This window comes from Flavitalea plasmicola (assembly GCF_030546645.1).
Taxonomy (GTDB): Bacteria; Bacteroidota; Bacteroidia; order Chitinophagales; family Chitinophagaceae; genus Puia.
This window is the reverse complement of record NZ_JAUOTO010000003.1, coordinates 796,555-822,791: the sequence shown is the minus strand read 5'-3', so window position 1 is coordinate 822,791 and position 26,237 is coordinate 796,555. Positions and strand designations below refer to the sequence as shown.

The following is a 26,237-nucleotide window of genomic DNA, read 5'->3' as shown; positions in this document are numbered from 1 at the left end:
CGGCGCTACTGTATTTCTGTGCGATCATGGCATTTGCATACCTGTTCACTATGTCTTAGCGGTCTGGTAACCGCGGGACGGCGAACGGATGAAAATCTACATCTTGTTGAAAAAGAAGGAATAAGGCCTAAAACAGTCCGGAAAAAGCTAAAAATGACCAAAAAAACGGTGGAAAATTTTAGAATCCGGAAATTCGAACTATCTTTGTACACAGATATCAGATAGTCGACTACTCCTTACGACAACCTATAGCACGAGCAAAGAATTTCGATAGGCCTTCTTCCTTCTACACGCCAAGATCTTCAGAGAAACCAATCGCGTACCGAACAACATCCGATCCCCTACGATTAAGCCTTTAATCAGCTTGGTTTCACCCTAAAAAAAAACTTTTATGAAAAAGATCTCTACTTTTCACATTGGCGAAACAGCCAAAACCATTTTGTTAGCGCTTGGTTTTATCGGATTGGTTATGTTCCTGTCTTACCTGTATTGGTTTGCATAAGCGCAGCACCTAACCTGTCCGTCATATATATTTGATTCCCCCGTTAAGGGGGAATTTTTTTTGCTTTGCCCCCAGGCCCCAAAACCCCTCTTTCTCGCCTCGTTTTCTTACTTTTGCATCCCATTTAACTGAGGATATTCATGGAATTAAGCAAGAACTACATACCCGCCGAAACAGAGGAAAAATGGAGTCAGCATTGGCAGCAACAACGTTATTTCAACAGCAAGCCCGATGGACGGCCGGCTTTTACGGTTGTCATCCCTCCCCCGAACGTAACCGGGGTGCTGCACATGGGGCATACCCTGAATGAGACGGTGCAGGACATCCTCGTAAGGAAGGCGCGTATGAGCGGCTTTAATGCCTGCTGGGTACCGGGAAGCGACCATGCCTCTATTGCCACGGAAGCCAAGGTAGTAGGAATGCTGAAGGAACGGGGCATCGATAAGAACCAGCTTACCCGTCCCGAATTCATGCAATATGCCTATGAATGGAAGGACAAATACGGGGGTATCATCTATTCGCAGATCCGCAAGCTGGGCTGCAGCGTGGACTGGGACAGAGTGGCCTTTACCATGGACCCGGACTATTATAAGGCTGTGATCGGGATCTTTATCGACCTGTACCGCCAGGGGCTGATCTACCGGGGTGCAAGGATGATCAACTGGGACCCCCAGGCGAAAACAGCCCTCAGCGATGAGGAAGTGGAATACAAAGAAGACCAGGGAATCCTCTACCATGTACAGTATAAGGTGCAGCATGCGGATGGCACCCCTTATGCGGCTCTCCCTTCGCTTACCATCGCCACTCAGCGTCCCGAAACGATCATGGGCGACACAGCTATTTGTGTCAATCCCACTGACGAGCGTTACCAGGGGCTGGCAGGGAAGTTTGCCGTCGTGCCCATGGTGAACAGGCCCATTCCCATCATCTTCGATGAATATGTGGATAAGGAATTCGGAACCGGCGCATTGAAAGTGACGCCGGCCCATGATATCAATGACTATAATTTAGGGCTGAAACATGGCCTGCCCATCATCGATACATTGAACGAGGATGGTACGCTTAGCGCTGCGGCCGAGGTCTTTGTCGGCATGGAACGATTTGCCGCCCGTAAGGCGGTGGTCGGACGGTTGCGCCAGGACGGGCTGCTGGTGAAAGAAGAGCCGCATATGACGCGGATCGGGTTCTCCCAGCGTACCAATGCCGTGGTAGAGCCCCGCATTTCCACCCAATGGTTTGTGAAAATGGCGGCGCTGGCGGAACCTGCCCTGAAGGCAGTGACAGAAGGACATATACGCATTCATCCGGGCGACAAATTCCTGGCCACCTATAAATACTGGCTGGAGAATGTAAAGGACTGGTGTATCTCGCGGCAGCTGTGGTGGGGTCAGCAGATCCCCGCCTGGTATGCGCCCGATGGGACTTTCCAGGTTGCCGCCACCCGGGAAGAAGCGTATGAACAATGCCGCCTTGCAGCCGGTGGTACGCCTGCTTACGGCATCGACCAGCTGCGGCAGGACGACGATGTGCTGGATACCTGGTTCTCTTCCTGGCTGTGGCCGATGGAAGTTTTTAAAGGCGTGACCAACCCTGGCAACCCTGATATCTCCTACTACTACCCTACCTCCGTGCTGGTGACAGGACAGGACATCATCTTCTTCTGGGTAGCGCGGATGATCATGGCGGGGCTGTATTTTTATAAGGACGATGTGCCCATGCAAAAGCGCATTCCTTTCAGGGATGTTTATTTTACGGGCATGGTGCGGGATAAGCAAGGCCGCAAGATGAGCAAGAGCCTGGGTAACTCGCCCGATCTGCTGGGCCTCATCGATAAATACGGCGCAGACGCCACCCGTTTTGGCATCATGATCTCCTCCCCTGCCGGCAACGACCTGTTATTCGACGAGGCGGCGCTGGAGCAGGGCCGGAACTTCAATAATAAGCTGTGGAATGCGCTGAAGCTGGTGAAAGGCTGGGAAGGCAGGCTGCAGGAAAGCACCACTTCCGATGCGGGTTTTGCCGTCAGGTGGTTTGGCAGCAGGCTCCAGGAGGCCCGTACGGAAATCGAGCAGCTCTTCTCAGAATTCAGGTTGAGTGAGGCCTTAAAGACGATCTATTCACTGATCTGGGACGATTTCTGCAGCTGGTACCTGGAATGGGTGAAACCCGGTTTTGAACAGCCCATGGACGCGGCGATCTACGGTCATACGATCGGCTATTTCGAGCAGCTGGTGCAGCTGCTGCATCCATTTATGCCTTTCATAACGGAAGAATTATATCACCTCCTGGCCCCGCACAGTGACGATCTTTGTGTCCGCCAGCTCACCCCCGTGGAAAAGCCCGATGCGGCTGTCCTGGCCCAGGGAGCATTGCTGAAAGACGCCATCACCGCCATCCGGGATGCGCGCAACAAAGCACAGATCAAACCGAAGGAATCTATCCATCTCCATATCCAATCCGAACAGGAAAAAGTCTATCAATTGATCTTCTCCATCCTGTCCCGCCAGGTGAATGCAAAGGATATTGCTACCACGAAAGAAATGATCCCCGGCGCCCTGACCGTGGTTGCCGGTAAGGACAAGTTCTACATCGGTACGGACCAGGTGGTGGACACGGCGCATCAGAAGGAGGAGCTCGAAAAAGAACTGGTTTACCTGAAAGGGTTCCTGGAATCCGTGAACAAGAAGCTGGGCAATGAAAGGTTTGTGCAAAATGCAAAGCCCGAGGTAGTTGCCGTCGAGCGGAAAAAACAGGAGGATGCGCTGGAAAAGATCAGGACGATCGAGGAAAGCCTGGCACAGATAGGATAGGAATTGCATACCATCAAACCATCCGGCATGAAAAGAATGCTATCCTTACACCTTATCTTGCTCCTTAACGGTTCCGCATATACGCAAAGCACATTACAGAAAATGGACTCCTTTATGGAGGCCGCTTATCGGACGCATCTCTTCAACGGTGTGGTGCTGGTGGCCCGGCATGACAGTATCCTGTATGAAAAAGCATGGGGCTGGCGGGATGCGGAAAATAGAATACCCCATGATACGAATTCCATATTCCTCATCGGAAGCATTACCAAATCATTCACGTCGGCGCTGATCATGGATCTGCAGGCAAGGGGTTATCTGAAGGTGACCGATAAGCTCAGCAAATATTTCCCGTTCTACAAGTACGGAGATCTGATCACCATCGAAAACCTGCTGGATCATAGTTCGGGCATCTTCGAATATTCAAAGGATGAGGAATTCATGTCCTGGGTGACGCGCGGGCATTTCACTGAAAAGGAGTTCTGGGAGCATTTTGGCGGAAAACCCCTGGACTTTACGCCAGGGACAAAATTTCAATACAGCAGTACGGGATATATGGTGCTGGGCTACCTGGCACAAAAAGTGACGGGCCGCAGCTATTGGGACCTGGTAAGGGAAAGGATATTCCAGCGATCGGGCATGGTGCATTCAGGATTCGACTACGAGGGATTGAGCAGTCCTTATAAAACCGTAGGATATGACAGCCTGTATGATCTGCCACCTGCGCAGGCGGAAGTGGTGGATTCCACCTATTCCTTTTCGGCAGGCGCCATCTACTCTACGGCGGGAGATATGTACCGCTGGAGCCAGGCCTTGTTCGAAGGGAAGCTGATAAGGCCGGAAGACCTGGAAAGATCCCTGCACCCTCAGAGAGGTAACTATGCTTATGGGTGGTGGATAGACTCGGGCATGGGCAAGCGTCTGGTCCATCACGGAGGCGCTAACTTCGGCTTCTCCGTTTTCATCGCCAATGTCCCAGTCGACCAAACCCACATCATCCTGATGACCAACAACCGGGATCGGGATGCTGATATTCGTCCCTGTTATATCGGGCTGCTGCAGATATTATACGACCAGCCTTACGTGCTGCCCCGCAAGGCCATTGAGCTGCTGCCTGCCCTGTTACAGGAATACGCAGGTGACTACGAGCAGGAAGGCAAGAAGAAATTCAAAGGCCACCTGGCGTGGCAGGATGGACAGTTATCTCTAAGTTGGGATGGCGCCAGGGCGGATGAGCTATATGCCGAAAAAAGGGACTTTCTCTTTCTCAAGGTATATGATCTGCAAATGGCATTCACCAGGGATGCTCAGGGAAAAATCAATGGTTTTACAGCCTATATGGGCGGCAAGGCATTCGTCTATCACAAAGTCAACCCCTAGCATCCTACTCATAGATCTTCGCTGCCGGCCTTGCGCTATATCCCTGCGACAGGATATTCAGCGGCAGGATCAGCTCCCACTGATTGGGGCCTCTGCCGTCGATGTCCTGGTCCTCCAGGCGGCTGTACCGGATGCCGAAGCTGATGGGCAGCTGGTTCCACCATTTCGTATCGAAGAACATTTCCATACCATAGGACCGGAAAGGGATCTGGACAGTACTTCCATCTCTCCGGAAGAAGGTGCCTTTCATATAATCATAAAAGCAATTGGCCCGGACCCGGAGCAGGTAGATCATATTGGCAAACCCTGCATCCGGATAGAGCAGTGGGAAATGGTAGTTGGCCGTCAGCCGGTACATTTGGTACAGGTTATAGGCCGCATAGCCCCGCGCCCAGGGGAAGCCATCGGAAAAGCCTCCTCTTCCGGCCTTGTCCCTGCCCTGCCAGGCGGCGCCCAGCTGGAGATTGTGAGTGAGGTCGATACCGGGAAGATAGAGATACGCGGAAGCCAGGAATTGATGAGCAGGCAATGAGGCAGTGATGGAGTTGTCATAAAGGACGTACAGGGTTTGGGCCAGCCGTGGGTAGATCTGCGCCGTAGCTTTCTGGATCTGGTTGGTAAAGCTCAGGAAGCTGCGCAGATAGGTGAAATGCCTGTCCAGGCCTGAATCCTTATAAAGTCCCTGATAATATTGCCGGGTGTAAACCAGGTCGGTCCCGAATTGAAGATTGGTTAAGCTCCTGCCATGGGACCAGCTGAGGGGAATGCTATACCCGCCATAAGCATTGACCTCGTTGAAATAGGCTTTACCGGTGTTCGTCAGCCGGTTGCGATCGAAGACATAATTCAGGCCGATGTCCAGCCAGGGAAAAAGGGCGCCATAGGTAGCGTCTACGCCTACCTGTTTGTATTTCTCATTGCGGTTGTAATCCACGAACACTTCGGACTGCAGGGTATTGAGGATGTTCTCGCTGACCAATGAAAAAGTATAGTCGGGATCAGAGATATAGGGTCTCCAGCTGTGAAAGTTGAAGATGCGGAAGGAGGCGGGATACTGCTTCACCGGGTAGTTGCCCGTCCCGATCCTGTCCAGGAGGCGGGAGGGGCCTTTTTCCAGCGAGTCCATCCCCTGGTCTGCCAGGGGCAATTCCCAGCCATCGATGGTCAGGGGTTCCAGCCCCAACTGGGTAGCGGAAGCTGTGTCGGCACGATATCCCACAGCCGTAAAAGCGCTCCATGCGTAGTGTCCATTCGCGGCATGAAAGCCATAGTTACCCGTGGCGGGCTCACCATGTGGAAGGTGTACCCTGAAAAGATGATTGCCGGTGAAGCAATAGACCCTGTCCTCGTTCTGCCGGCTGGCGGTGAACCAGACCGTGTCGCCCTGCACCGAAGGAAAGGCGATCGCCTGGAAGCTGAATGGGAGGAGGGTATGGACCGCCCCGTCGGCAAGATCCACCAGGGCGAGGGTCATCTCTCCCCTGGCATTGCGAACGGCCGAGACGAGCTGGCTCCTGCCATAGAATGTAGGGTAAGTATAAAAAAGAGAATCCCTGTTAGGCAGCTGTTTTTCCACGGCTCCCGTCCCGGCGTTCAGCAGGTGGAGGCTGCATTGACCATCTGTGGTGACCTGCACGGCCACGATCTGGTTTCCGTCCGGGGAGATGTCGGGAGCAAAATACCGGCTCCTGGCAGTAAGGCGGCTGTCTTCGCCCGTGGTGGCATTCATGATGCGGATGACGCTGTAGTCCCGCCAGGACCAGCGCGGGTCCCTCTCGTAGGCGGCATAGACGATACTGTTATTCCGATAGGAGAAGTAGTCGTCAATGGCAATGGCGCGGGCGCGGAGGGTATGTTCTTTATGTTGTCGCAGGTCACGGACCGCAAAAGCGGGGATGCGTCTGTAGCTGCTGCTGAGATAAAGCAGGCTGTCCTGTCCGATGAAGCGGGGAAACTGCTGGTCTCCCTGGAAATGCCGGTGGGTACGCGCGAAGACATCGGCAGCGGCCGCATCGGCGTGGGGAGGTTCTGTCCCTTTATAATGGTCCAGGGCCTCCTTTCGGAATTGCGTATAGGGGATGGAGGCATATTTTTTGACTGCCGCCTGCAGGGGAAAGAACAGTCCCCGGAAGGAGGCGGCGTCCAGGGTAACCTTTTTCCAGAAGTCGTCGCCGTAGCGCTCCCGGCCGTAGGCCACCAGCATATAGCCCAGCGGGTAGTGGTCGGGTATATAATCCCGGTAGGAACCGTTGCGCAGCTTCATCCAGGAGTATCGTTTATCGGCCGCCCAAAGGGAACGGTAGCTATTGAAAAAGAAAGGAAGGCGCCCCCTGCCCTGGTCGCTTACCAGGGTCTCCTGGTAGACGGCGTCGCCTTCCCAGAACCAGTTGGGGATGGCCAGGCTATTGGCCAGTGCCTGTCCTCCTTCGCCGAAGAGATAATAGAAGGCTTTGGAGAGACCGATGCGGTAATTATTATATTGCTGAACATGGCGGTATTCATGGATGGCCAGGGTCTTTTGCCACGGCAGACTACCCAGCTCAAGGCTGTTTTGTTCGGGCGTGAGCTGAAATTCACTGCGAAAGGGGGCGAGGCCTACATAGCCGTTGGGAATTATGGTCTGATTTTGGAATACAATGTTGATCTTGCGTTGGTATCCGCCAATAGTGGGGAGCGTGGTACGGCTGAGGGTGTGTACGATGGCGGCTACTTCCTGGGCATGGAGGTCCAGGCCGCGGGGAAAGATGATACGGGCGGTGTCCGTATTGATCTGCTGCCAGTGTAGGGAGGGAGGATTGCCGCCAAATTGCTGGGCGGTGAGGCCGGTGGTGAGGAGCAAGACAAACAGGAGAAGGGGCAGGCGGCGGATGCTCATGTAGTATCACTTTAGATGAGCCTGAAATTACGTATAAGTTTGGAAGTAATATAAATAAGAGAAACGCTTATTTTCGTTTGTGAATATGAACCGACCCAAATTCTCCTTACGGGACCTGGATTCGTTTATTGCTGCCGTCATTGGCTACCTGGTCATTCAACTCTGGGCCCGTCACAGCGGTATCGGCGTATCGCCGGATTCCGTGGTATATATGAGCACGGCTTCCAATATCCGGCATCACGGCGCCATCAACGATTTTACGGGAAGCCCGATGATGGATTTCCCTGCCGGGTATCCTGTCTTTCTCAGCGGCATCATGCTGGTGACGGGGCTGGAGCCCATGCAATTTGCGACGGTGCTGAACGGACTGCTGTTTGGCACGCTGATCTTTTTATCGGGCTGGATGATGGAGCGTTTCAGCCACCACAACAGGGTGTATAAGATCATCCTCCTGAGCATCATTATGCTGAGTCCCTGTCTGCTGGAGGTGTATTCTATGGTATGGTCGGAAACTTTATTCCTGCTCTTGTCGCTGCTGTTTATCCGGACTGCCCGCAGATACCATCTCACCCATAGCATCGAGGCTATGGCGCTGTTGGGCGTCATAGCGGCCGTGGCCTGCGTAATGCGCTATGCCGGTGTCAGCCTTGTCCTGCTGGGGGGCTTTCTCATGATCACGGACAGGGGGACGACCTGGGGCAAAAAGGTAGTGCATATTATTTTATTCGGGCTGATCAGTATTTCACTGGCCGCGTTGAATGTATACCGCAATCACCTGGTAACGGGAACGCTGACTGGCTATCGCGAGAAGGCAGTGACGAGCCTGGGTAAGAACCTCGAATATTTCGGGAGTGTCTTTTGCGACTGGCTGCCTTTCTTTGACGACCCTTATAAATACCCGGCGCTGGTGGGTGTTGTCTGTCTGCTGATATGCCTGGCGGCCTATCTCTACCGGCTGATACGGCAGCATGATGAATATTCCTATGACCAGATCGCCACTTCCTATTTCCTGGTATATGCTTTTTTCCTGCTGATCATTGCCAGCGTATCCCGGTTCCAGCACCTGGACAGCCGGCTGATGTCGCCCCTGTTCATACCCTGGCTCTGGGGCAGCAGCAGCTGGATACCTTCCGCAATGACGCGTGTGGATCGGCGCAAACGCCGCTGGCTGGCCGGGTTGGCCCTGGTGGCAGCGGCCTGTATGGAATATGGACAATGGGACCTGTACAAGTTCAACTGGAATGGGATCCATTATGCGGGGATCCCCGGCTATACCGAGGATTCATGGACAAAATCGCCCACCATGGACTTCGTAAAGAAGAACCAGCAGGAGATGTTGTCCGTCCCCGTTTATTCGAATGCTTATGAGGGTATCTGGTTCTTCACGGGCCTGGTCGTCGACCTCATCCCCCATAAAGACCTTCCCTGGGACATCAGGGACCTGATGAAGGAAGATCATTTCTATGTCGTCTGGTTCGACGATGCCCTCAACACTGACCTGTTGACCATCGAGACCATCTCGCAATCCAAACATCTGGAGAAGGAATATCATTTCAACGACGGCGCCGTTTATTATTTTACCACGCAACAGGGGGTGCATTAATGCTGCTGCTATTATTATCCCTGGCAATTGCGCCCGGCATCGCCATCAGCCTGTTCGTCTACTCCTTCCGCCGGCTGGGCAAGGGGTCGGTAAAGCAGCTGTTCGTCTCTTTCCTGCTGGGCATGTGCGCGACAATACCGCCTTTTCTCATCCAGCTGGCTGCGGGGGATGTGCGGGATGAGCCTTACCAGCACACCATACTTTCATTTGCCTGGTATGCTTTTATCATCGTGGCCTTCACCGAGGAGGGCAGCAAATATCTGGTCCTGCGCGGGTATGGCTACCCGCTGGAAAGCTTCCAGGAGCCATTTGATGGGGTGATCTATTCGGTGATGATCGGGATGGGGTTCGCAACAGTGGAGAATATAGAATATGTGTGGAAATTTGGCCTGGAGACCGGTGTGGCCCGTATGTTCCTGTCGGTGCCGGCACATGCTTCATTTGCCGTGCTGATGGGATATAATGTGGGACTGGCAAAATTCCGGCCGGAGCGGAAGACCCGGCTGATGTGGAAGGGACTGGTGATCGTAGTGCTGCTGCATGGGAGCTTTGATTTCTTTCTTTTTATCCAGCAGAGCCGGGTGGTCAGGCGTTATGTTTCGGAAGGCATCCTGTCGTTTGGCGCTTTTGCCAGCTTTTACATTGCCGTACGGCAGGCCTGGAAAGCGATCCGGCTACATGCTGAGCGGGAGGAGGAGCCTGAAGAGGAAGAAGAAGATCTGTAAATTTTATACCTTTGCCTCCCTTAATTAAATTATGGAACCATCGCTTTCTTTTCGTTTTGCGGACCTGGACGACATCAATACCATCGGATTTTTAGCACAGCAGATCTGGCCGGTGACCTATGGTCATATTCTTTCCTCCGTGCAGCTGGACTATATGCTGAAGCTATTTTATAGTCCTGCGTCGCTGCGCAGACAAATGACGGAGGACAAACAGCGGTTCCTCATGGTGGAAGAAGGCGATGAAGCCGTAGGGTTTGCTTCCTGGGCGCCCACGGCAGAGCCAGGTGTTTTCAAGCTGCATAAGTTGTATGTGTTGACTGGAAGACAGGGAAAAGGCAGGGGAAAGGCGATGCTGGCTTTTATCTTCGAAGCTATACGGGCGCAGGGCGCGAAGGTGCTCCGGCTGAATGTCAATCGCTTTAATAAGGCAAGGCAATTCTATGAGAAGATGGGGTTTAACGTTGTCCGGGAGGAGGATGTAGCTATCGGGAATGGTTATTTCATGAATGATTATGTGATGGAGGCGGCGGTGTAGGTGTATTATTCTTCCTCCAGGCCCATGGCGGCGCGTTTCATTTTCCGGGTGGTGTCGTGGCCAAGGAATTTTTCGATACGGGCCTCTGCCAGATAGATCACTGGTGTAAGCACAATGGCCATGACAAATTTATAGATATAGTTCATTAGGCAAATGGCCAGTACTTTTTGCCAGCTCCAGCCCTGGCCAATCTTAAAAGCAATATAGAGGACGATGAAGCTGTCTACCAGTTGGGATACCAAGGTGGAACCGGTCGCCCGGAGCCATACGTATTTTTCACCTGTGTATTTCTTTATTTTATGAAATATGGTGACATCCACGATCTGGCTAACCAGGAAGGCTACAATGCTGGCGAATATGATCCACATCCCTTGTCCGAAAATCCCGTTGAAAGCGACCTGCATATTGGGAAGGCCGTTTTTAGTTTGGGAAGTAAGCCAATAGTTGGAAGAAGGTATATAAATGGCAAGATAGAACATCAAAAAAGCATAAGAGATAAGCGCTACGGCAGTATAGGATATACGTCGTACAGCTCTGGGACCATAATATTCATTGACGATATCCGTCATAATAAATTCCAGGGGCCATAGCAGGACACCACAGGTTAAGTCAAATGACAGGTGCTGCTGCCCAAAAAAGGTAAAGTCTGCCGGCTGCAGCCCCAAGAGTTTTTCCAGAGAAAACAATTTGCCTCCGATGCATTCTGCGATGAGGGCATTGGCGACGAAGAAGGCCGTAAACGAGATGAACAGGCGGGTAGGTTTGTCTCTGAGTATACCGTGGATCATATATGAACGAATAAGATAATAAACTGGATGATCAAAAAAATCAGGTTAACGATCCACAGCCAGGCGGGTACACCCAATGCTCCTTTTTTGAATGCCCACACCACGAGTAAGGTGAAGTTGACCAGGACATTTATCACAATGCCCATTAAATACCCCAATACGATGATCGTCGAGACCGCTCCTTCGGGCACCTTTGGTAAATATTGTTCCATGGAGGCCAGCAGAAAGCAGATATTACAGATAAAAGCCACCCTGGAGAGGAATCTCAATAATCTCATATTTGCTCAAAAATCAGTATTTCTGGGCAAAATACCATTATTTTGCCGGGAATAATTCATCCGAAAATATGAACTCTCCGTTTCTGAAAAAAGCGCTGCCTCATATCCTGGCCGTCGTTGTTTTTTTAGTTGTAGCCATTGTGTATTGCAAGCCTGCCCTGGAAGGGCTGATATTGAACCAGCAGGATACCTTACAATACAAAGGCACTCCGCAACAGTCACAGGAGTACAAACAAAAATATGGTCATTACCCGTTGTGGACGGAGAGCCTGTTCAGCGGTATGCCGGCATACACGGTTGCCCTGGAGGCCCGTACCAAAATATCGCTGGGATACCTGGAGTACCTGCTGACATGGGGGCTACCCGCGCCTATCAGTTATTTTTTCACAGCGTGTCTCTGTCTCTACATATTGACGCAGGTGCTGCGTATCAATCCCTGGATCGGCGTATTGGCATCGCTGGCCTACGCGTATTCCACTTATGATCCCGTTATTATCGTCGTAGGGCATGTCACCAAGATGCAGGCTATTGCATTTGCGCCAGGCGTCATCGCCAGCATCCTGCTGATCTACCAGCGAAAATGGCTGTGGGGAGCCGCACTGCTAACCTGCTTCTTCTTATTCCAGGTGGGCACCCAGCATTTGCAGGTCGTGTATTATACCCTGATCAGCGCCGGCCTTCTGACCTTGTTCTATTTTATCGACAGCTTTAAAAAGAAAGAGGTCAAGCCCATGCTGATCAGCATGGCGATCGCTGCCGTGGCCATGGTCATCGGCTTTGGCGGGTATGCCGTTTCCAATCTGCCCACACAGGAATATGCCAAGGAAACCATGCGCGGCGGCAGAACAGAACTGACAGGGAATAATAATTCAGAGCAATACATCAGTAAAAACGGTGGCCTTAGCAAACAATACGCTTTTAACTGGAGCTACGGTATTGGTGAGACCTTTACTTTGTTGGTACCGGACGCCCAGGGTGGCGGCGATCACAGCCGGAGGATCACGGGCAATTCCAAATTTGTTGATAAGCTAGCGGAAATAGGCGTGCCTGAAGACAATGCGCTGCAGATGGCGAACGCGTATGCCTATTGGGGCACTCAACCGAGCACGGCCGGTCCTGTTTATCTCGGTGCTGTCTGCTGTATGCTGTTTATCCTGGGGCTGGTATTTGTAAAAGGCTGGCCCAAATGGTGGTTGGTGAGTGTAGCCGTAACGGGCATCGTCCTTGCCTGGGGCAAGAATTTTGAGGCGATCAATTATTTCCTTTTCGATCACCTGCCCATGTATAATAAGTTCCGGGCGCCTACCATTGCGATGGTTATGCCGCAATTCGCCATTCCTTTGCTGGGAGCATTAGGCCTGGACAACCTGTTGAAGTCAACCGAATCCAGGGAGATCATCCTGAAGAAATTCAAACAGGTGATGATCATTACCGCGGCGTTATTGGTAGCAGCCGCCGGGTTCTATTTTACCGCCAGCTACAAAGCGGAGAAAGATACGATGGTCCAACAAAACTTCGTGCATATGCTGTCGCGGGGGCAGCAATCCGCCAATCCGCAGATGCAGCAACAGGTGAACGAGCTGGCCGGCACCCTGATGAAAAACCTCCGGGAGGACAGGCAGTCGTTGTTTGGGAGCGACCTGCTCAGGACCTTCGTTCTGATCGCTCTTGCCGCTGCGCTTATCTGGTTTTACCTGAAAGGCAAGTACACCCAGCAAGTGATCCTGCTGGCGGGAATACTGGTGCTCAGCTCTTTCGATCTGCTGGCCATAGGAAGGCGCTACCTCTCCAGTGAAAGCTTTGTAGACCCCGCAGAATTTGACAACCAATTGGCGGCTACGCCTGCAGATCAACGGATCAAGGCCGACCCGGAAAAAGGTTTCAGGGTATACGACGCGACGGCCGGCGATGCATTCAGTGATTCCCGCGCTTCTTATTTTCATAACTCCGTAGGAGGGTATAGCCCTGCCAAATTAGGGCTTTACATGGACCTTATCGAGCACCAGTTATCCAAAGGGAATATGCGGGTGTTCAATATGCTGAATACGAAGTATTTTATCCAGCCCAATCCTGCCAATGGCCAGCCGCAGGCGGGTCTGAACCCCGATGCATACGGCCCTTGCTGGTTGGTGAAATCCCTTCATTATGTGAAGGACGGGAATGAAGAAATGAAGGCCCTGGATAGCATCAATGTAAGAGATACGGCCATCGTGCAACAACAATATCAGGCCAGGGTGAAGTTTGCGCCAGTAGAGGATTCTACAGCAAAGATCCAGCTGATAGAAAACCTCAACGATAAGATCACTTATAAGTTCTCATCCAAGACCAACCAATTTGCCGTCTTCAGCGAGATCTACTATGACAAAGGGTGGAATGTCTTCATTGACGGGACAAAGGCAGACTATATCAGGGTGGATTACGTCCTGCGGGGCATGTCCGTACCGGCGGGAGCTCATACCATTGAGTGGCGTTTTGAGCCACATTCCTATGAGCTGGGAAATACAATCACCATCTGGAGCAGCCTCCTGGGATATCTGCTGCTGATCATCGCCGGCGTCGTGAGTTACAGAAAAAAAAGCTTCTGAGTTGGAAAAGACAATGGAGGGGCCGGCGAGGTATTCCGGCATTTCGGTAGTGGTCTGCACGTACAATCGGCAGAAATTCATTGGCAAAGCTTTGGAATGCCTTGCCGGGCAGACCTTACCGCCGGATCAATTCGAGATCCTCATCATTGATAACAACAGCACGGACCAGACGGCCGCCATCAGCCGGGACTTTATTCAGCGGCACCCCCGTCTGAAAGTCCGCTATTTTCTTGAAACGCAGAAGGGCTTGTCCTTTGCCCGTAACCGGGGCCTGCAGGAAGCCTCATTCCCCATCATCACCTATATTGACGACGATGCCGAGGCGGTGCCCGTTTTCCTGGAGACGATACTGCTTTTTATGCAGTCCCACCCCGGCGCCGTAGGCATAGGCGGCAGGATCATCCCCAAGTACTCAGAGTCAGAAGAGCCGGCCTGGATGAGCAAATATCTCAACGGGTTTGTAGGGCGGCTGGATTATGGCGGGGAGGCCAGGCAGTTCCAGCAGCCAGCCATGAAGTATCCGGCGGGTTGCAATATGACTTATACGGCATCCGTATTGAAGAAAGTGGGCGGCTTCAACAACCAGCTGACATTCCGCAGCGATGACAAGCATATTTACTATGTCGTGTCAAAAGTATCGCCGGAGGTATATTTTGTGCCGGAGGCAACGGTGTATCATAATATCGACCAGGCACGGCTGCAGCCTGACAGTTTCCGGAAGTTGTTCCTTAAAACGGGCAATGAAGAGAAGATCAGGGTGCGGCTGGAGGAAGGGAGGATGGGATGGTGGAAGAAGCTGGTTGAATTTACGGCCAAGCTGGGGGCTTCGCTGGGGTTATACCTGCTGTATGTATTGAAAGGACAAGGGATAAAGGGGAGGTATGTTTTCTTGTCACAGTGGTATACCTGGAAGGGGTTTATGAAAGCGGATGTTTTTGTCCGGTGACAAAAAAACCCCCGCAATGCAGGGGTTTCGTATAATACTTAATGTCTTTTTACCATTTGTCCACTTCTTCGCCAGTCGTGGTGGTAGTAGTATTAGGGGTGGTAGTGGGTGTATGACGAACTTCTTCGATGATGTCATCGGCAATGCTGGAGCTGCTGTCCTGGATGCCTCCGTTTTCTTCAACGTTGTCATGGTTGTATGCGTCGAAGTCGAAGTCGGGCATTAATTCCGTCTTCACATAATCCACCGCTTCTGTGAGTGCTTTCAGGAACTTGTTGAAGTCTTCCTTGTACAGGAAGATCTTGTGCCTGTCGTACCCATCCTCATTGAACTTCTTACGGCTTTCGGTAATAGTCAGATAGTAGTCGTTACTACGTGTTGCCCTCACATCAAAGAAGTACGTTCTGCGTTTGCCAGCTCTGATGCGCTTGCTGTAAACGCTTTCCATTCTTTTTTCGTTGTTGTCGTACGCCACAATAATTTTTTTTTACGTTGAGAATAACAATTTGAACCGAGCACAAATATAGTATTGTTTTCGAATTAGCAAAATTCACAAAAGAATTTATATCACCGATTTAGGCCGCAACCAGACTGCTTTTCACGGCAGGTTGCCCGAACCGGCGGGTTATTGACCATTTTGTGATGCCACAGCACCAGAGAAGGCGGAAAGAGGCTTGTATTTCCCGTTATGAGACTGGGAGAGGTTCCTGGGACTAGGATGCATCTTCCTTTTCCTGCTGTTGCTGCTCGTACAGGTAAGTGTAATAACCATTGAGGGCAAGCAGTTCCCGATGAGTGCCTGTCTCTACAATGCGGCCTTCTTCCAGGACGATGATCCGATCGAAATCCACCAGAGAGAAGATACGGTGGGTAATGATGATAGCCGTCTTATTTTGCAGATATTGATGTAAGTTCTCAAGTATTTCCTTTTCAGTCTTAGCATCTACAGCACTGAGGCAGTCATCGAAAACCACGATCTCGGGGTCTTTGACCAGGCTGCGGGCGATGGAGATACGTTGTTTCTGCCCCCCACTGAGGGTGACGCCCCGTTCGCCGATCATGGTGTCATAGCGGGCGGCAAACCCTTCTATTTCCTTATCGACGGATGCGTAGCGGGCGGCGAGACGGACCTTTTCTTCATCCGGCTTATCCAGGCCGAACTGAATATTGCCGGTGACGGTATCGCTGAACAGGAAGGTATCCTGGGGCGTGTAGCTGATCTGGCGGCGGAGGTCCTGGAGGTCCAGCGCGCGAAGATCGACGCCATCGATGCGGATATGGCCCCGGGTTGGATCATACATCCGGAGAAGGAGCTGGGCAACGGTGGTCTTGCCACTGCCTGTCCGTCCGATGATCACTACCTTCTCCCCTTTCCTAACCTCCAGGTGAAAGTCTTTCAAGGCATTGATTCCAGTGTTAGGGTAAGTAAAATCCACGTGTTCAAAACTAATGTTTCCCTGTAGGCGATGTTCCAGGGGGACAGGCGGGTTCTGGATGCCCGGCACCGTGTCCAGGAACTCGTTGAGCCTTTTCTGGGAGGCGGAGGCGCGTTGGATGATGCTGGCCACCCAGCCAATGGCGCTCACGGGGAAAGTGAGCATGGTGATATAAATTACGAATTCTGTGATGGTGCCCAGGTCGGTACTATGGCGTCCATATATGGTGTATAGCCCGCCGATCATGATGGCCAGTAAAGTGCTCAGACCGATCATCAGGCCCATGGAAGGGAAATAGATGGATTCCACCTTGGCCAGCCCCACGGCATTCTTACGGTATTCTTCGCTGTTGTGGGTGAAAAACCGGAGCATGGCCTTTTCCTGGACGAAGGATTTGATGACACGGATGCCGCTGTAGGATTCCTGGGCATTGGTAGTTAGGTTGCTTAACAGGGCCTGGATATGTTCGCTCTTTTTGTGGATGATGTTATTGACATAATAAATGGTGATGGCCAGGATGGGCAGGGGCGCTAGGACATACAGGCTCAGGAGAGCGTCTTTTTTCAGCATGAAGAAGAGGCTGAACGCTATGGTAGCCAGGAGGTTGACCAGGTACATGACGGCAGGCCCCGTGAACATGCGTACCCGGCTGACGTCCTCGGCCATGCGGCTCATGAGGTCGCCTGTGGAATGGACTTTATAGAAGTTGGTATCTAATAACTGATAGTGGTCATAGATCTCTTTCTTCTGGTCGTATTCTATGTGGCGGCTCATGACGATGATGGTCTGGCGCATGAGGAACATGAAGAAGCCGCCGACCAGCGCCAGTAATAATAATGTAACGCCGCAGATGGCTACCTTGGCGCCGAAAGCGGGCCTGGCCTTGTCCATGCCACGGATGAACTTTTTGACCAGGATGTCATAGTTGGCAGTGTCTTTTCTATCCTGGATGGTCTGATGGATAGCCGCCTGGGGTATGGCCTGTCCGTCTGGTGAGGGGGCTGAATTTTTGTTTATGACGCTGTCGCGGAGCTCTTTTTCCACGGAGTTGACTACGTAGCCTGTGACCTGGGGGGTAAGGATGCGGAAGTAGTTGGAAAGGATGATGAATACCAGTCCCAGGAGGAAGCGCCAGCGATATTTCCAGAAGTATTTATTAACGGCCTTTAGATGCTTCATTCGGGCAAAGTTACGGATTTGCGGCTGCCTGCTACATGCTGTGCCCGGGGGAGGCGCCCCTACCCTATTATTTTTTTGGCTGTGTGGCCGGGGAGCCTTTATTTTGCGCCCGGAGAGATGGCAGAGCGGTCGATTGCGGCGGTCTTGAAAACCGTTGAAGGTAACACTTCCGGGGGTTCGAATCCCTCTCTCTCCGCAAAAGCCTAAATCAAAAAGCATCAAAAGCCCGCAAATTCAACAGTAGCGGGCTTTTTCATTTTTGCACACTATCAGAAAAACTCAAAAAAAGTCATACTTGGAGTGAGTGATTCGGTGAGTGGCAAAATTGAACAAAAAAATCACTCACTGGACAGCCATAACAGGATGAAAATCAACCTGTACCAAAGGTAAACATCTTGTCCAAAGCGCTGCGCAATTCTACCTTTGTAAACCGCGCAAACCGCGCATTAAAAGTGAGAGATCCGGTGATGGAAAAAAGTCTTGGCATCTTATTCTTTCTACGCAAGCCTCGCCCCTTTCGGCCAGGGCCGTGGCTTATATTCCTTCGTATAACTGTGGACGGTATTTCGAAAGAACTGTCTATGAAAAGAACCTGGGAGAAATCAAAGTGGCAACCCAACCCGGGACGTGCAACAGGCAAAGAAGCTCAGGTGAAGGCGCTAAATGCCTATCTCGATATTGTCCTGGCAAAGGTTTACGAAGCCCGTCGAACCCTTATCGAAACCGGAAAAACCATCTCCGCCGTCGCCATTAGAGACATTGTATCCGGCGCTGCCGAAAGAAATCGGATGTTATTTAAAGTCTACCAGGCCCACAATGACACCGTCAAAGCCTTGATCGGGCTCGAATGCAGCGACGATCTTTGGGAAAAACACGAACGGGTCTTAAACTATCTGAAGGAGTTTGTCACCCTAAAATATAAGCTCACCGACATCAGCATCTATGCCGTCGATCATGAATTTGGACAAAGTTTCTACACCTGGCTCAGAACCATCAGAAAGTGCAGCCACAACACCGCGTCCGCCTACATGGGCTTTTTCAAGAAGATCATCCTTTCCTGCATAGACAATGGCTGGCTCCAGGGCGATCCCTTCACCAAGCTAAACCTAACACTCGACGAAGTAGAGCCCGTCTTCCTTACTGAACAGGAATTGCATCTTATCGCCAACAAGGAGATCAACAACGAACGCTTGTCCGTCATCCGCGATGTCTTTATCTTCTGTTGCCTCACCTCATTGGCCTATATAGACGTCAAGCAACTCAAAAAATCCGAAGTCACCGTGGGGCATGACGGGCAGTTGTGGATCGATAAAAAGCGGCAGAAGACAAAAGTACCGTCAAAAGTACCTCTCCTTCCGCTCACCCGCCGAATCCTCGATAAATACCGCGATCATCCCCGGTGTATCTCCGAAGATCTGCTCCTGCCCGTATACAGCAACGCCAAGTACAACGAATACCTAAAGGAAATTGCCGCCATTTGCGGCATCGAGAAAAACCTAACGACCCATGCCGCCCGGCACACTTTTGGAACAACCGTTACCACATCGAACGGCGTCCCTCTTACTTCCGTAAAAGGCATGATGGGCCACAAGCGCCTGGCCCAAACCGAACACTATTCAAAAGTAGTTCCGGCGAAAATCGCTGAAGACATGGAAGTCCTGCAAAAACGGCTGGAGAAAAAGAAATTTTTAAAAGGCTATGCAAAGACATTGCCGGCCGAAGAGACCGCGCAACAACAAAAATAGACAAACATCAAGCTACGAATTTCAAAACAACCTTCGACCCTAGAAACGGATTATATGACGGACGGTACTGAATATACCCATAACACTCCAGCTCACGAATACACCGATGATACGTAGCCTTCGACGTCAGGCGGGAAATTTCCATTAACTCCCTCCTCGTCACCGCAACCATACCGGAATTGTCTTCTTCCTTCGCCATTGACAAAATGGCAAAATAGAGGCATACGTGTTGTGGCCTCAAACGGTCATCGCTTGCTAACATTCGGTAAAACAAAATCATCTGCCGCCCCATCCACATCGCTTCCACCTCGTTGATTTTTAAAAACCTGACGTCAACAGGCGCTTAACATCATCCTTGTTATAGTAGATCGTTCCGCCTATCCTCTTCGTCCTAATTCGCCCCCCTGTACATAACGACTTCAACTTGCCAGGCGAACACCCCAACAAATGCCTGACCTCTCTGGTCCGGAAGCCACGCATGTCGCCTTCCCCTGGTCGCGCTCGCTGATCAAGCAGCTCTTTAATGTCGCTCACAATTTGAAAACGTAGTGTTTGCAAATCCTCCTTCGTCACAATCTCTACACTCATACCTGCAAAATTGCCCCCTCAAACTTAGAAAAACAATAGAGACATAAAAGAGGCAATAATATAATTCTATTTTTCAAAGCCGATAATCTCTTTTTTAAAGTTCACACTAATACTCACCTTCAGTTGTCAAGTGGAGGTATTATACCACATATAGTATAGTTCGAGGAGAAACGTTTACGAAAGAAGAACAGGACGACTTTCTGGGACCGGGGCATGCGTAGTTTAGCCAGGAAGATGGAAGAGGACGACGAACTGCGAATATAGTAAATCCGGCCAGCACGCTATACACTACTAAACACCCGTACTCTTATCCCATCTTCCAAAGGGGTCACTTTGACATTCAAAAATGCAGTGAGATTCATCCCGTCCCTAATAAGATCGTCTGGTTCGAGAGGCCCCGACACCGTCATCTCAAAGGTCCGCTCATCAGGAAAAGATAAAAAAACATTTTGCAGGATCGTCATGGCATCGGGTTTGGGTTCGTCCAGCGCTTCACTAGGTGTATTGGCATTACCTACCCGAACATCTCCGTACGTTTTCACGGGATCTAAGGTATCTACAATACTGAGCAAATGATACAATGCCCCCTCCGTAAACCGGAACTTTTGATGTTCCGAGAGATGCCCTAAATTGAACTTGATGTAATCTGCCAACCGATCCTCGGTTGGTAGCCAAATATTATGTACCGCGATCGTGGTCGATGCATATGCATATTCTTTATCTAAATAATCTTCCCATAACCACTCCTTATTTCGCTCTGCTTTTTGAAGCTTCCTGTTTTTCACTAGTAGATCATAGGCAAGCATTCCGGCTACTATGCCATGATCCACCTTACCCCTTACCTCACGCCGCATGCGGTAATATTGTTGGACTCCATTCCAAAGCGCTACCGGCACATGTGCCCCACCATCCTGCAATAAATTATATTGAATGTCAAAATGGGCAATGAGTTCATCTGTCGTCTGGCAAGCCTGTAAGAGTTCGGGATCCGCTTCCTTATAATAGGTAAAATCATGGGCCAGCACGGTGATAAACCATATGAAAGCAAAGAAGTCAAATTTTTCATTGACTTTCCCTTTATAAAATGTTTTGTGTCGAAAGACCATGTTATGATAAAGCAGGACGCCGAAAAAAAAGACAGAGACGGTATGTTCCGCTCTGGGCCGTCCAAATGTATGTACCTGAAATTTTTCCGTAACCATGGGTTTGCCCCCTTTCTGAAAAAATCTCAAGATAAAATCAACGGCAGTGATATCTTCCACGAAAGGTTTTCCTAATCTGATGTTATTATATGCTGGTGCATAATAATTCCAGTCAGCCTCCGTCATTCCAAGGATCAGGTTGTATATACTTTGTCTTGCTTGGGTTGGCATTAAAAACACACTTTAAACATCAATGAATTATTTGGCCCTATACTGTAGCAATCGCTATTGTAATAGACTTGAAAAATACGAATATTTAAACTAAAAAATATTTTGCTATAAGTTATGCGATAACCATCCGGCACAGCTACAGGGAATGAGCTCTTCCAATAAAACTGCAACAGAGATAGGCACCTTTTTTTCTAAGAGTAGCTGAAATGTCTATAAGGACAGCGATATCAGAATAAAGGTTTCGCCATTGGACGATCCGCCTTTCAAATAGTTGTATTGGCGGCGAAGCGCAAAGGATAGCGGTACGACAACGCAGGGTTAATCCAGGATGTCCAGATCCGGCTGGGGCTGGATGTGGCTTTGCAGGTAGGTTTGCAGTCGCTGTGGGATGGGGAGTAGCAGACCGATCATGTTCTCCAGCCGCACGCGGTCGTCCCGCTCGTTGCTGGCCAGCTGGTACAGTACGATCACCCGCAACGCTGCCTTGATGATCTCCGCTTCTGTGAGTTCACTATCTTCGAACAGGTCGCGCAGGAGCTCCGCGGTTGCAGCAACGCCGACAGAAGCGCCGAGGTAGGCAAAAAAGCTGACTATTGCCTTACGGGTGGGTTCGGCAATGGTGCCGGGTGCCTTCACCGCCGCCCGGATAACGGGGTTCGACACAAAGACGCCCCCGTAGCCTTTGTTAATCAGGTAGGCTCCCACCGCACCCATGGTCCGTCCGGTGAGCAACCCTTGTTGGGTCAGCGCATGGGACAGCATCAATAATGATAGGGCGGGTTGTTGGAATTCGTTGTGCAACTGCTCTCGAAAAACCGCATCCTCCGTCACAACCGTGTAGGCCCCTTCGTGGCAGAGGGTGATGAGATCCGCATTGCCAATGCCCATTTTTTTCCGCCGTCGATCTTCGAGGTGTTTATCGGCCGGGATGGGTATGTCGGCGATCATGCATTTCTGAAGGATCGTTTCTTTTAGACGCTGCATATCAGCGGTGATATCCGCCGGCGGTAGGGTAAAAAAGGACCGCTGCCGCGATGGATCAGCGCGTGACTGGCTCAAGATCTCGTCTAGGTATCGCAGCAGTCGTCGGGAAACGTATATCGGTCCCGGAAGCGATCCCAAATATCCGTCGAGCTGGCCGCTCAGCGCCAGCATGACAATCGCGCTGCCATCGAAAAGCAGCGGAAACGAGGGGGTAATTTTGGTTTCGCGCTCAGCCACCGTCGTCGCCTGCGGTTGGAACGCGCCTTTTTCGATTTGGTTTAGCCACAGCATGATCGGGTTCCAGCCGTAACGGTTGGCCAGTACCTCGAAGAGTAAATTGTGTTCCGGTACGCCGTCATGTTCCCCGGCTTCTTTCTCCGCTTCGAAATCCGACCGCCCCGTCTGAGTGGCATCGTGGATCTTCTGGCAGACGGTCTGCAGATGGCTATATTTCGTTTGGATCGATTCGATGAGCCAGTGCCCGCCCTCGATCGTGACTTCTTCGCCTAATGTACGACCCAATAAGATGGCAGCAATGGGGTCATCCAGCGATCGCTCGGTATCGAACCGTGGCTCCGGAACAAGCGTGACCGTAATGGCGTCATCGTCGCTCCGCAACCGGATCGTGCAGTTTACCGTCATGCACCCGGGCGTTTGGAGCAGGGGATGGTTCCAGCAATAGGCGAGCAGCAGATCCAGGTATACGGGCGCCAGCGAAGGCTCGTCCGGATAGAGATGATAGGTCTCATAGGCGAGCTCAAGCGCCCGGGGTTCCTGGCCGCTGGCCGCCAACGCGGTGGCCAGGTGCATGCGGGTTGATGCGTTTAGCGCGGTAAAGTCCTTGACATCTCCGAGCATCGCCCGCGCGCGTTCGTACGCATGGGTCATGCTGAAGAGCATGCCCAGCTTTGCTTTGAGCAGCATGGAGGAATGCTGACCGAGGTATGCTTCGATCAGCGCAATGGCTTTTTCCCGGTTGCCCGTATATTCATAGATCGTGGCGAGAGTGTCCACGAATACGCCTTCGCCCGGAAACCGAGCTAGCAGGGCTGTGGCCCATTCGGCACAGACCCGATACCGGCCGGCTTTGTACAGGCTTTCTACAAAGTCTCGCGTGTATGACGTGACCGAAGCCTGATCGCAGAGCGGCGCAAGGACATCCGCTGCCAGTCCATGATCCCCCGCCGCCGTGAACACCTGGTAGGCGATCCCCCGGGCCCAGCCCGCATCCAGCTCGCTCGCGGCGGTAAAGACCATATCTTTATGCGCGTGATAGTGTGGCTGGTCCTTCTCCACAAGATTCTTCTTGGCATGAAGTACCGATCGCGCGAAAGGGGAATAGTTCTTTTTTCCCAGCAAGGTGAGAAGCTGATCCAGTTCAGTCTCGCGGGACATTCGTAAAAACAGTTCTCCCAGCAGGATAAAGTAAAAAGTATGATCGCCCGGGCAGGAGAGGACCTCGTCATAAATCGCTTCAAGCTTTGCCAAGGCCGGATCAATGTTATCTGTCATGGCTAGCCGTTCAGCATCCATCACTGTAAGGTCGATCCGTTCTTTCGGATCCATGAGCAGGAGGTATCCGGTGTTCAGCAGGCTGTCCCAATCCTTGTCTGGCGCATGGGCCAGGGAATACTTGAGCGTCGTAAAGGACGGCTTGAGCTCAAATGCCCGGCTAAAATGGTAGCGTGCCTGGGCTTCGTCTCCTGTCAGCTGGTAAATGATGCCCAGGTCGATATAGAGGTAGACGCGCTCGCCTACAAGCTCGGTGGTAGAAAAGTAGTCTCTTGCCGCCGTCAGATAGTTTTGTGCCTGGTCGATGATTGAGATGAGCTCCGGTGGGCGCGCGCCTTTCAGAATCTTCTCCGGATACCGGATTGAGCTGAGTAAGGCGATCCCGTAATATGACATCAGGTCATGCCGCAGGACGGGTTGCTCGATCCCGGAAAAGTCGATACGGCTATACAGCGCGCAAGCGGCCGTATAATCGCCCTCCTCTTCCCGCAGCCGGGCGAGAGCGGCAAGCAGCACCGCATTGGACGCAACGGCGGCCGGCCATTCCACCGGGGGCACGAGGGAGGGAGAGAGCTTTGCCCGCAGCTGCTCGTAACAAACATACCCGTTGACCTCATCCGGTTCATCGTGGATCGAAGCCTTCGCCCAATGGACCGAAGCAAGGTAATCCTCCTGGAGAAAATAGCCGATCGCGATCAGGCTTTTGGCACTCTTGGGCAGTGTTGGCTCGTCCGCCAGTGCCACGAGTATCGGCGCGGCCCCGGCCGCATCGTTCATGTCCATGAGGGTCAGGGCCAGTTCGACCTGCCACCGGTGCCGATCTGCTGGACTGAGTGGTGGCTGGGTGTCAGTATCGCGGCGCAAGATGCTGAGCGCCGCTTTATGCAGGCCCTGATGCTTCAAGGTCTTTGCATGCTGTAGCATGGCATGCTGGATCGCCGTGCCCGTGTCGCCGGGCGGCGCGGTAAGTGTCCGCTCGTTCAGGCGCCGGAGCTCATTGGTCAGGGTGGTCGTTTGCTCTCTTAGCAGGGTATTTTCAGCGTGCATGACCTCCAACTGCTGTTGGAGTTGCTGAATGACTGCCACGGTCAGCGCTTCGATGGCCGGCGTCACCGGTGCGTCTTTGAACCTGGCTTCATGATTATGTTTGATCGTAAAGAGGTCTTCAGCTGTGTAGAGAAGGGGGACATGATCCACTTCCGGATGACAGAGTCCGCAGACCACCAGCATATTGTCGTAGGAATCAATAAATGCCTGGGTGATGGAAGGGTCGTGCCGCGGTGCGGGCGGTCCTCCCACGGGGTATATGTGCGCGATCTGGCCCCGGTAGACGTCATTTTCATAGAGCAGGTTTGTGCAATCTGGCATAGCGCACTGGTTGCCCGTATGGGCCATCAGTTTTTGCTTGATCGGGGTTGGAACCGGTTTTCGCTTCACCTTCGCCATCTTGCAAAAATAGGAAATTGTTTTAGCAACCCATCGAGGATAGAATGGTTTCTCCCAACGGGCGTCTATGGGGTAAGTGCGCGAGGAAAGGAGTTTATCCAGTTTGTTTCTGCGTGAGCTTCAGGGCATCTTACAGTAAGCTCACCAACTCAGCTGGCGTCAGGACCTTTGTCACAATACCCAGTTGTTTATAGACCACCTTTGCCTTGTCAGCGCACCGTTTGTCCAAAGTAATAAAATAAGCAGCATGCGCCGCATAAAAACAGTGGATTGCATCATCGATGAGATTAGCAAACCGTTCATCGCGCCGGTAGCCTTTCATATCCGTTGTCGTAAACAAATCGATGATCTGATCATAGGCTGCGTTACTGCTAAGCCTTTTCTTTACCGCCGCCTGTTCCCATAGGTCGTCCCAGGTCAATCGTTGGGGGATAGTACCCGATTTGTCGTAGGCCTTTGCCATCTCAACCATCCCCGGTAACTGCTGTTGGGCAGTAGTCAAATACCGCCGGAATTGCTTATACAACACAAAATCTGCACTAATCGTTGCGGAAAAGGCCAGTATGTCCTCCAACATGGACAGCATATTCATAGCTGTTTTCGTCCGTGGGAACATCACTTCAAAGATGGGATTCACCTCGAATATTTGACTAAAATTTTCTGGCAATGCGACCTTTTCAAATTCGACGCACTGAGCATCCCAGATCGATTTTGCTTCAGGGATACCATCTACATACAATAACGTGCGGAAGTTGGTAGGCGTCAGGCGCAGCTCTTCCAAGGTTGATTCTAAGAATTCGCTCGGATCCCGGTAGTGCCAACGAACATCACTTTCACCCCAGTATTGCACAATGCATAGCTGTTGGGTCAGCCGGACAATATTGGCCAGATGGCTAGCCGAATATGTTGGGTCTTTCAAGTATCCTCTGGCTAAGTCGCTGATATGCGCA

17 protein-coding genes and 1 tRNA gene are annotated in these 26,237 nt (G+C 51.6%); 9 read left to right on the top strand and 9 right to left on the bottom strand.

Annotated features, from left to right (window positions below):
- The first annotated feature begins 642 nt into the window (after window positions 1-642).
- Both Q4E93_RS13390 and Q4E93_RS13385 read left to right on the top strand, forming a co-directional pair.
- Entirely contained in the window at window positions 643-3,312 is a 2,670-nt protein-coding gene (locus Q4E93_RS13390; protein WP_303585949.1) for a valine--tRNA ligase, read from the top strand.
- A 27-nt stretch (window positions 3,313-3,339) separates the two neighbouring features.
- Window positions 3,340-4,689, top strand: coding sequence for a serine hydrolase domain-containing protein (locus tag Q4E93_RS13385; RefSeq protein ID WP_303585947.1), 1,350 nt, complete (start codon window positions 3,340-3,342; stop codon window positions 4,687-4,689).
- A 4-nt stretch (window positions 4,690-4,693) separates the two neighbouring features.
- Here the strand turns inward: Q4E93_RS13385 and Q4E93_RS13380 are convergent, their stop codons facing one another.
- A complete protein-coding gene (locus Q4E93_RS13380) occupies window positions 4,694-7,564 on the bottom strand; it encodes a TolB family protein (protein WP_303585945.1) in 2,871 nt (956 codons plus the stop codon).
- 85 nt (window positions 7,565-7,649) lie between these two features.
- Between Q4E93_RS13380 and Q4E93_RS13375 the strand changes: the two genes are divergently transcribed.
- The 3 genes from Q4E93_RS13375 to Q4E93_RS13365 are packed head-to-tail and all read left to right on the top strand — an operon-like array spanning window position 7,650 to window position 10,427.
- A complete protein-coding gene (locus Q4E93_RS13375; protein WP_303585943.1) occupies window positions 7,650-9,167 on the top strand; it encodes a hypothetical protein in 1,518 nt (505 codons plus the stop codon).
- Window positions 9,167-9,892: a PrsW family intramembrane metalloprotease gene (locus tag Q4E93_RS13370; RefSeq protein ID WP_303585941.1), complete on the top strand. Its 726-nt coding sequence runs from the start codon at window positions 9,167-9,169 to the stop codon at window positions 9,890-9,892. Before Q4E93_RS13375 ends, Q4E93_RS13370 begins: the two co-directional genes overlap by 1 nt.
- 31 nt (window positions 9,893-9,923) lie before the next feature.
- On the top strand, window positions 9,924-10,427 hold the full coding sequence (locus tag Q4E93_RS13365) for a GNAT family N-acetyltransferase (RefSeq protein ID WP_303585939.1): 504 nt from the start codon (window positions 9,924-9,926) through the stop codon (window positions 10,425-10,427).
- 5 nt (window positions 10,428-10,432) lie between these two features.
- Here the strand turns inward: Q4E93_RS13365 and Q4E93_RS13360 are convergent, their stop codons facing one another.
- Entirely contained in the window at window positions 10,433-11,215 is a 783-nt protein-coding gene (locus Q4E93_RS13360; RefSeq protein ID WP_303585937.1) for a queuosine precursor transporter, read from the bottom strand.
- Window positions 11,212-11,493 (bottom strand): hypothetical protein, encoded by a 282-nt coding sequence (locus Q4E93_RS13355; protein WP_303585936.1) that lies wholly within the window; start codon window positions 11,491-11,493, stop codon window positions 11,212-11,214. Before Q4E93_RS13355 ends, Q4E93_RS13360 begins: the two co-directional genes overlap by 4 nt.
- 68 nt (window positions 11,494-11,561) lie before the next feature.
- On the opposite strand from Q4E93_RS13355, the gene Q4E93_RS13350 reads away from it, so the two are divergent.
- Both Q4E93_RS13350 and Q4E93_RS13345 read left to right on the top strand, forming a co-directional pair.
- Window positions 11,562-14,078, top strand: a complete 2,517-nt coding sequence (locus tag Q4E93_RS13350) for a YfhO family protein (protein WP_303585934.1) — start codon at window positions 11,562-11,564, stop codon at window positions 14,076-14,078.
- Between the two features lies 1 nt (window position 14,079).
- The gene (locus Q4E93_RS13345; protein WP_303585932.1) at window positions 14,080-15,024 is read left to right on the top strand and encodes a glycosyltransferase family 2 protein; all 945 of its coding nucleotides are present in this window, start codon (window positions 14,080-14,082) and stop codon (window positions 15,022-15,024) included.
- 49 nt (window positions 15,025-15,073) lie between these two features.
- On the opposite strand, the gene Q4E93_RS13340 is transcribed toward Q4E93_RS13345, so the two are convergent.
- Together Q4E93_RS13340 and Q4E93_RS13335 are read right to left on the bottom strand one after the other, a co-directional pair.
- A complete protein-coding gene (locus tag Q4E93_RS13340) occupies window positions 15,074-15,499 on the bottom strand; it encodes a DUF3276 family protein (RefSeq protein ID WP_303585930.1) in 426 nt (141 codons plus the stop codon).
- Window positions 15,500-15,737: 238 nt separating this feature from the next.
- Window positions 15,738-17,639 carry an ABC transporter ATP-binding protein gene (locus Q4E93_RS13335; protein ID WP_303585929.1) on the bottom strand — a complete coding sequence of 634 codons (1,902 nt, stop codon included), beginning with the start codon at window positions 17,637-17,639 and terminating at the stop codon, window positions 15,738-15,740.
- A 111-nt stretch (window positions 17,640-17,750) separates the two neighbouring features.
- Here Q4E93_RS13335 and Q4E93_RS13330 point away from each other — a divergent pair.
- Window positions 17,751-17,835: transfer RNA gene (locus tag Q4E93_RS13330), tRNA-Ser, on the top strand.
- A gap of 271 nt (window positions 17,836-18,106) precedes the next feature.
- Entirely contained in the window at window positions 18,107-19,384 is a 1,278-nt protein-coding gene (locus Q4E93_RS13325; RefSeq protein ID WP_368501883.1) for a site-specific integrase, read from the top strand.
- A 318-nt stretch (window positions 19,385-19,702) separates the two neighbouring features.
- On the opposite strand, the gene Q4E93_RS34445 is transcribed toward Q4E93_RS13325, so the two are convergent.
- From Q4E93_RS34445 to Q4E93_RS13310, 4 genes are all read right to left on the bottom strand, one after another.
- Complete coding sequence (locus Q4E93_RS34445; RefSeq protein ID WP_368501882.1) at window positions 19,703-19,864, bottom strand: helix-turn-helix domain-containing protein; 162 nt, start codon at window positions 19,862-19,864, stop codon at window positions 19,703-19,705.
- Between the two features lie 389 nt (window positions 19,865-20,253).
- Entirely contained in the window at window positions 20,254-21,345 is a 1,092-nt protein-coding gene (locus tag Q4E93_RS13320) for a hypothetical protein (protein WP_303585925.1), read from the bottom strand.
- 318 nt (window positions 21,346-21,663) lie between these two features.
- On the bottom strand, window positions 21,664-25,287 hold the full coding sequence (locus tag Q4E93_RS13315; RefSeq protein ID WP_303585924.1) for a hypothetical protein: 3,624 nt from the start codon (window positions 25,285-25,287) through the stop codon (window positions 21,664-21,666).
- A 130-nt stretch (window positions 25,288-25,417) separates the two neighbouring features.
- Window positions 25,418-26,206, bottom strand: coding sequence for a hypothetical protein (locus Q4E93_RS13310; protein WP_303585922.1), 789 nt, complete (start codon window positions 26,204-26,206; stop codon window positions 25,418-25,420).
- Between the last annotated feature and the right edge of the window lie 31 nt (window positions 26,207-26,237).

Coding starts and splice junctions, on each gene's coding strand:
- Q4E93_RS13355 (WP_303585936.1), bottom strand. CDS start 11,493: ATGAGATTATTGAGATTCCTCTCCAGGGTGGCTTTTATCTGTAATATC.
- Q4E93_RS34445 (WP_368501882.1), bottom strand. CDS start 19,864: ATGCGTGGCTTCCGGACCAGAGAGGTCAGGCATTTGTTGGGGTGTTCG.
- Q4E93_RS13365 (WP_303585939.1), top strand. CDS start 9,924: ATGGAACCATCGCTTTCTTTTCGTTTTGCGGACCTGGACGACATCAAT.
- Q4E93_RS13390 (WP_303585949.1), top strand. CDS start 643: ATGGAATTAAGCAAGAACTACATACCCGCCGAAACAGAGGAAAAATGG.
- Q4E93_RS13385 (WP_303585947.1), top strand. CDS start 3,340: ATGAAAAGAATGCTATCCTTACACCTTATCTTGCTCCTTAACGGTTCC.
- Q4E93_RS13375 (WP_303585943.1), top strand. CDS start 7,650: ATGAACCGACCCAAATTCTCCTTACGGGACCTGGATTCGTTTATTGCT.
- Q4E93_RS13325 (WP_368501883.1), top strand. CDS start 18,107: ATGGAAAAAAGTCTTGGCATCTTATTCTTTCTACGCAAGCCTCGCCCC.
- Q4E93_RS13380 (WP_303585945.1), bottom strand. CDS start 7,564: ATGAGCATCCGCCGCCTGCCCCTTCTCCTGTTTGTCTTGCTCCTCACC.
- Q4E93_RS13370 (WP_303585941.1), top strand. CDS start 9,167: ATGCTGCTGCTATTATTATCCCTGGCAATTGCGCCCGGCATCGCCATC.
- Q4E93_RS13315 (WP_303585924.1), bottom strand. CDS start 25,287: ATGGCGAAGGTGAAGCGAAAACCGGTTCCAACCCCGATCAAGCAAAAA.
- Q4E93_RS13320 (WP_303585925.1), bottom strand. CDS start 21,345: ATGCCAACCCAAGCAAGACAAAGTATATACAACCTGATCCTTGGAATG.
- Q4E93_RS13335 (WP_303585929.1), bottom strand. CDS start 17,639: ATGAAGCATCTAAAGGCCGTTAATAAATACTTCTGGAAATATCGCTGG.
- Q4E93_RS13350 (WP_303585934.1), top strand. CDS start 11,562: ATGAACTCTCCGTTTCTGAAAAAAGCGCTGCCTCATATCCTGGCCGTC.
- Q4E93_RS13360 (WP_303585937.1), bottom strand. CDS start 11,215: ATGATCCACGGTATACTCAGAGACAAACCTACCCGCCTGTTCATCTCG.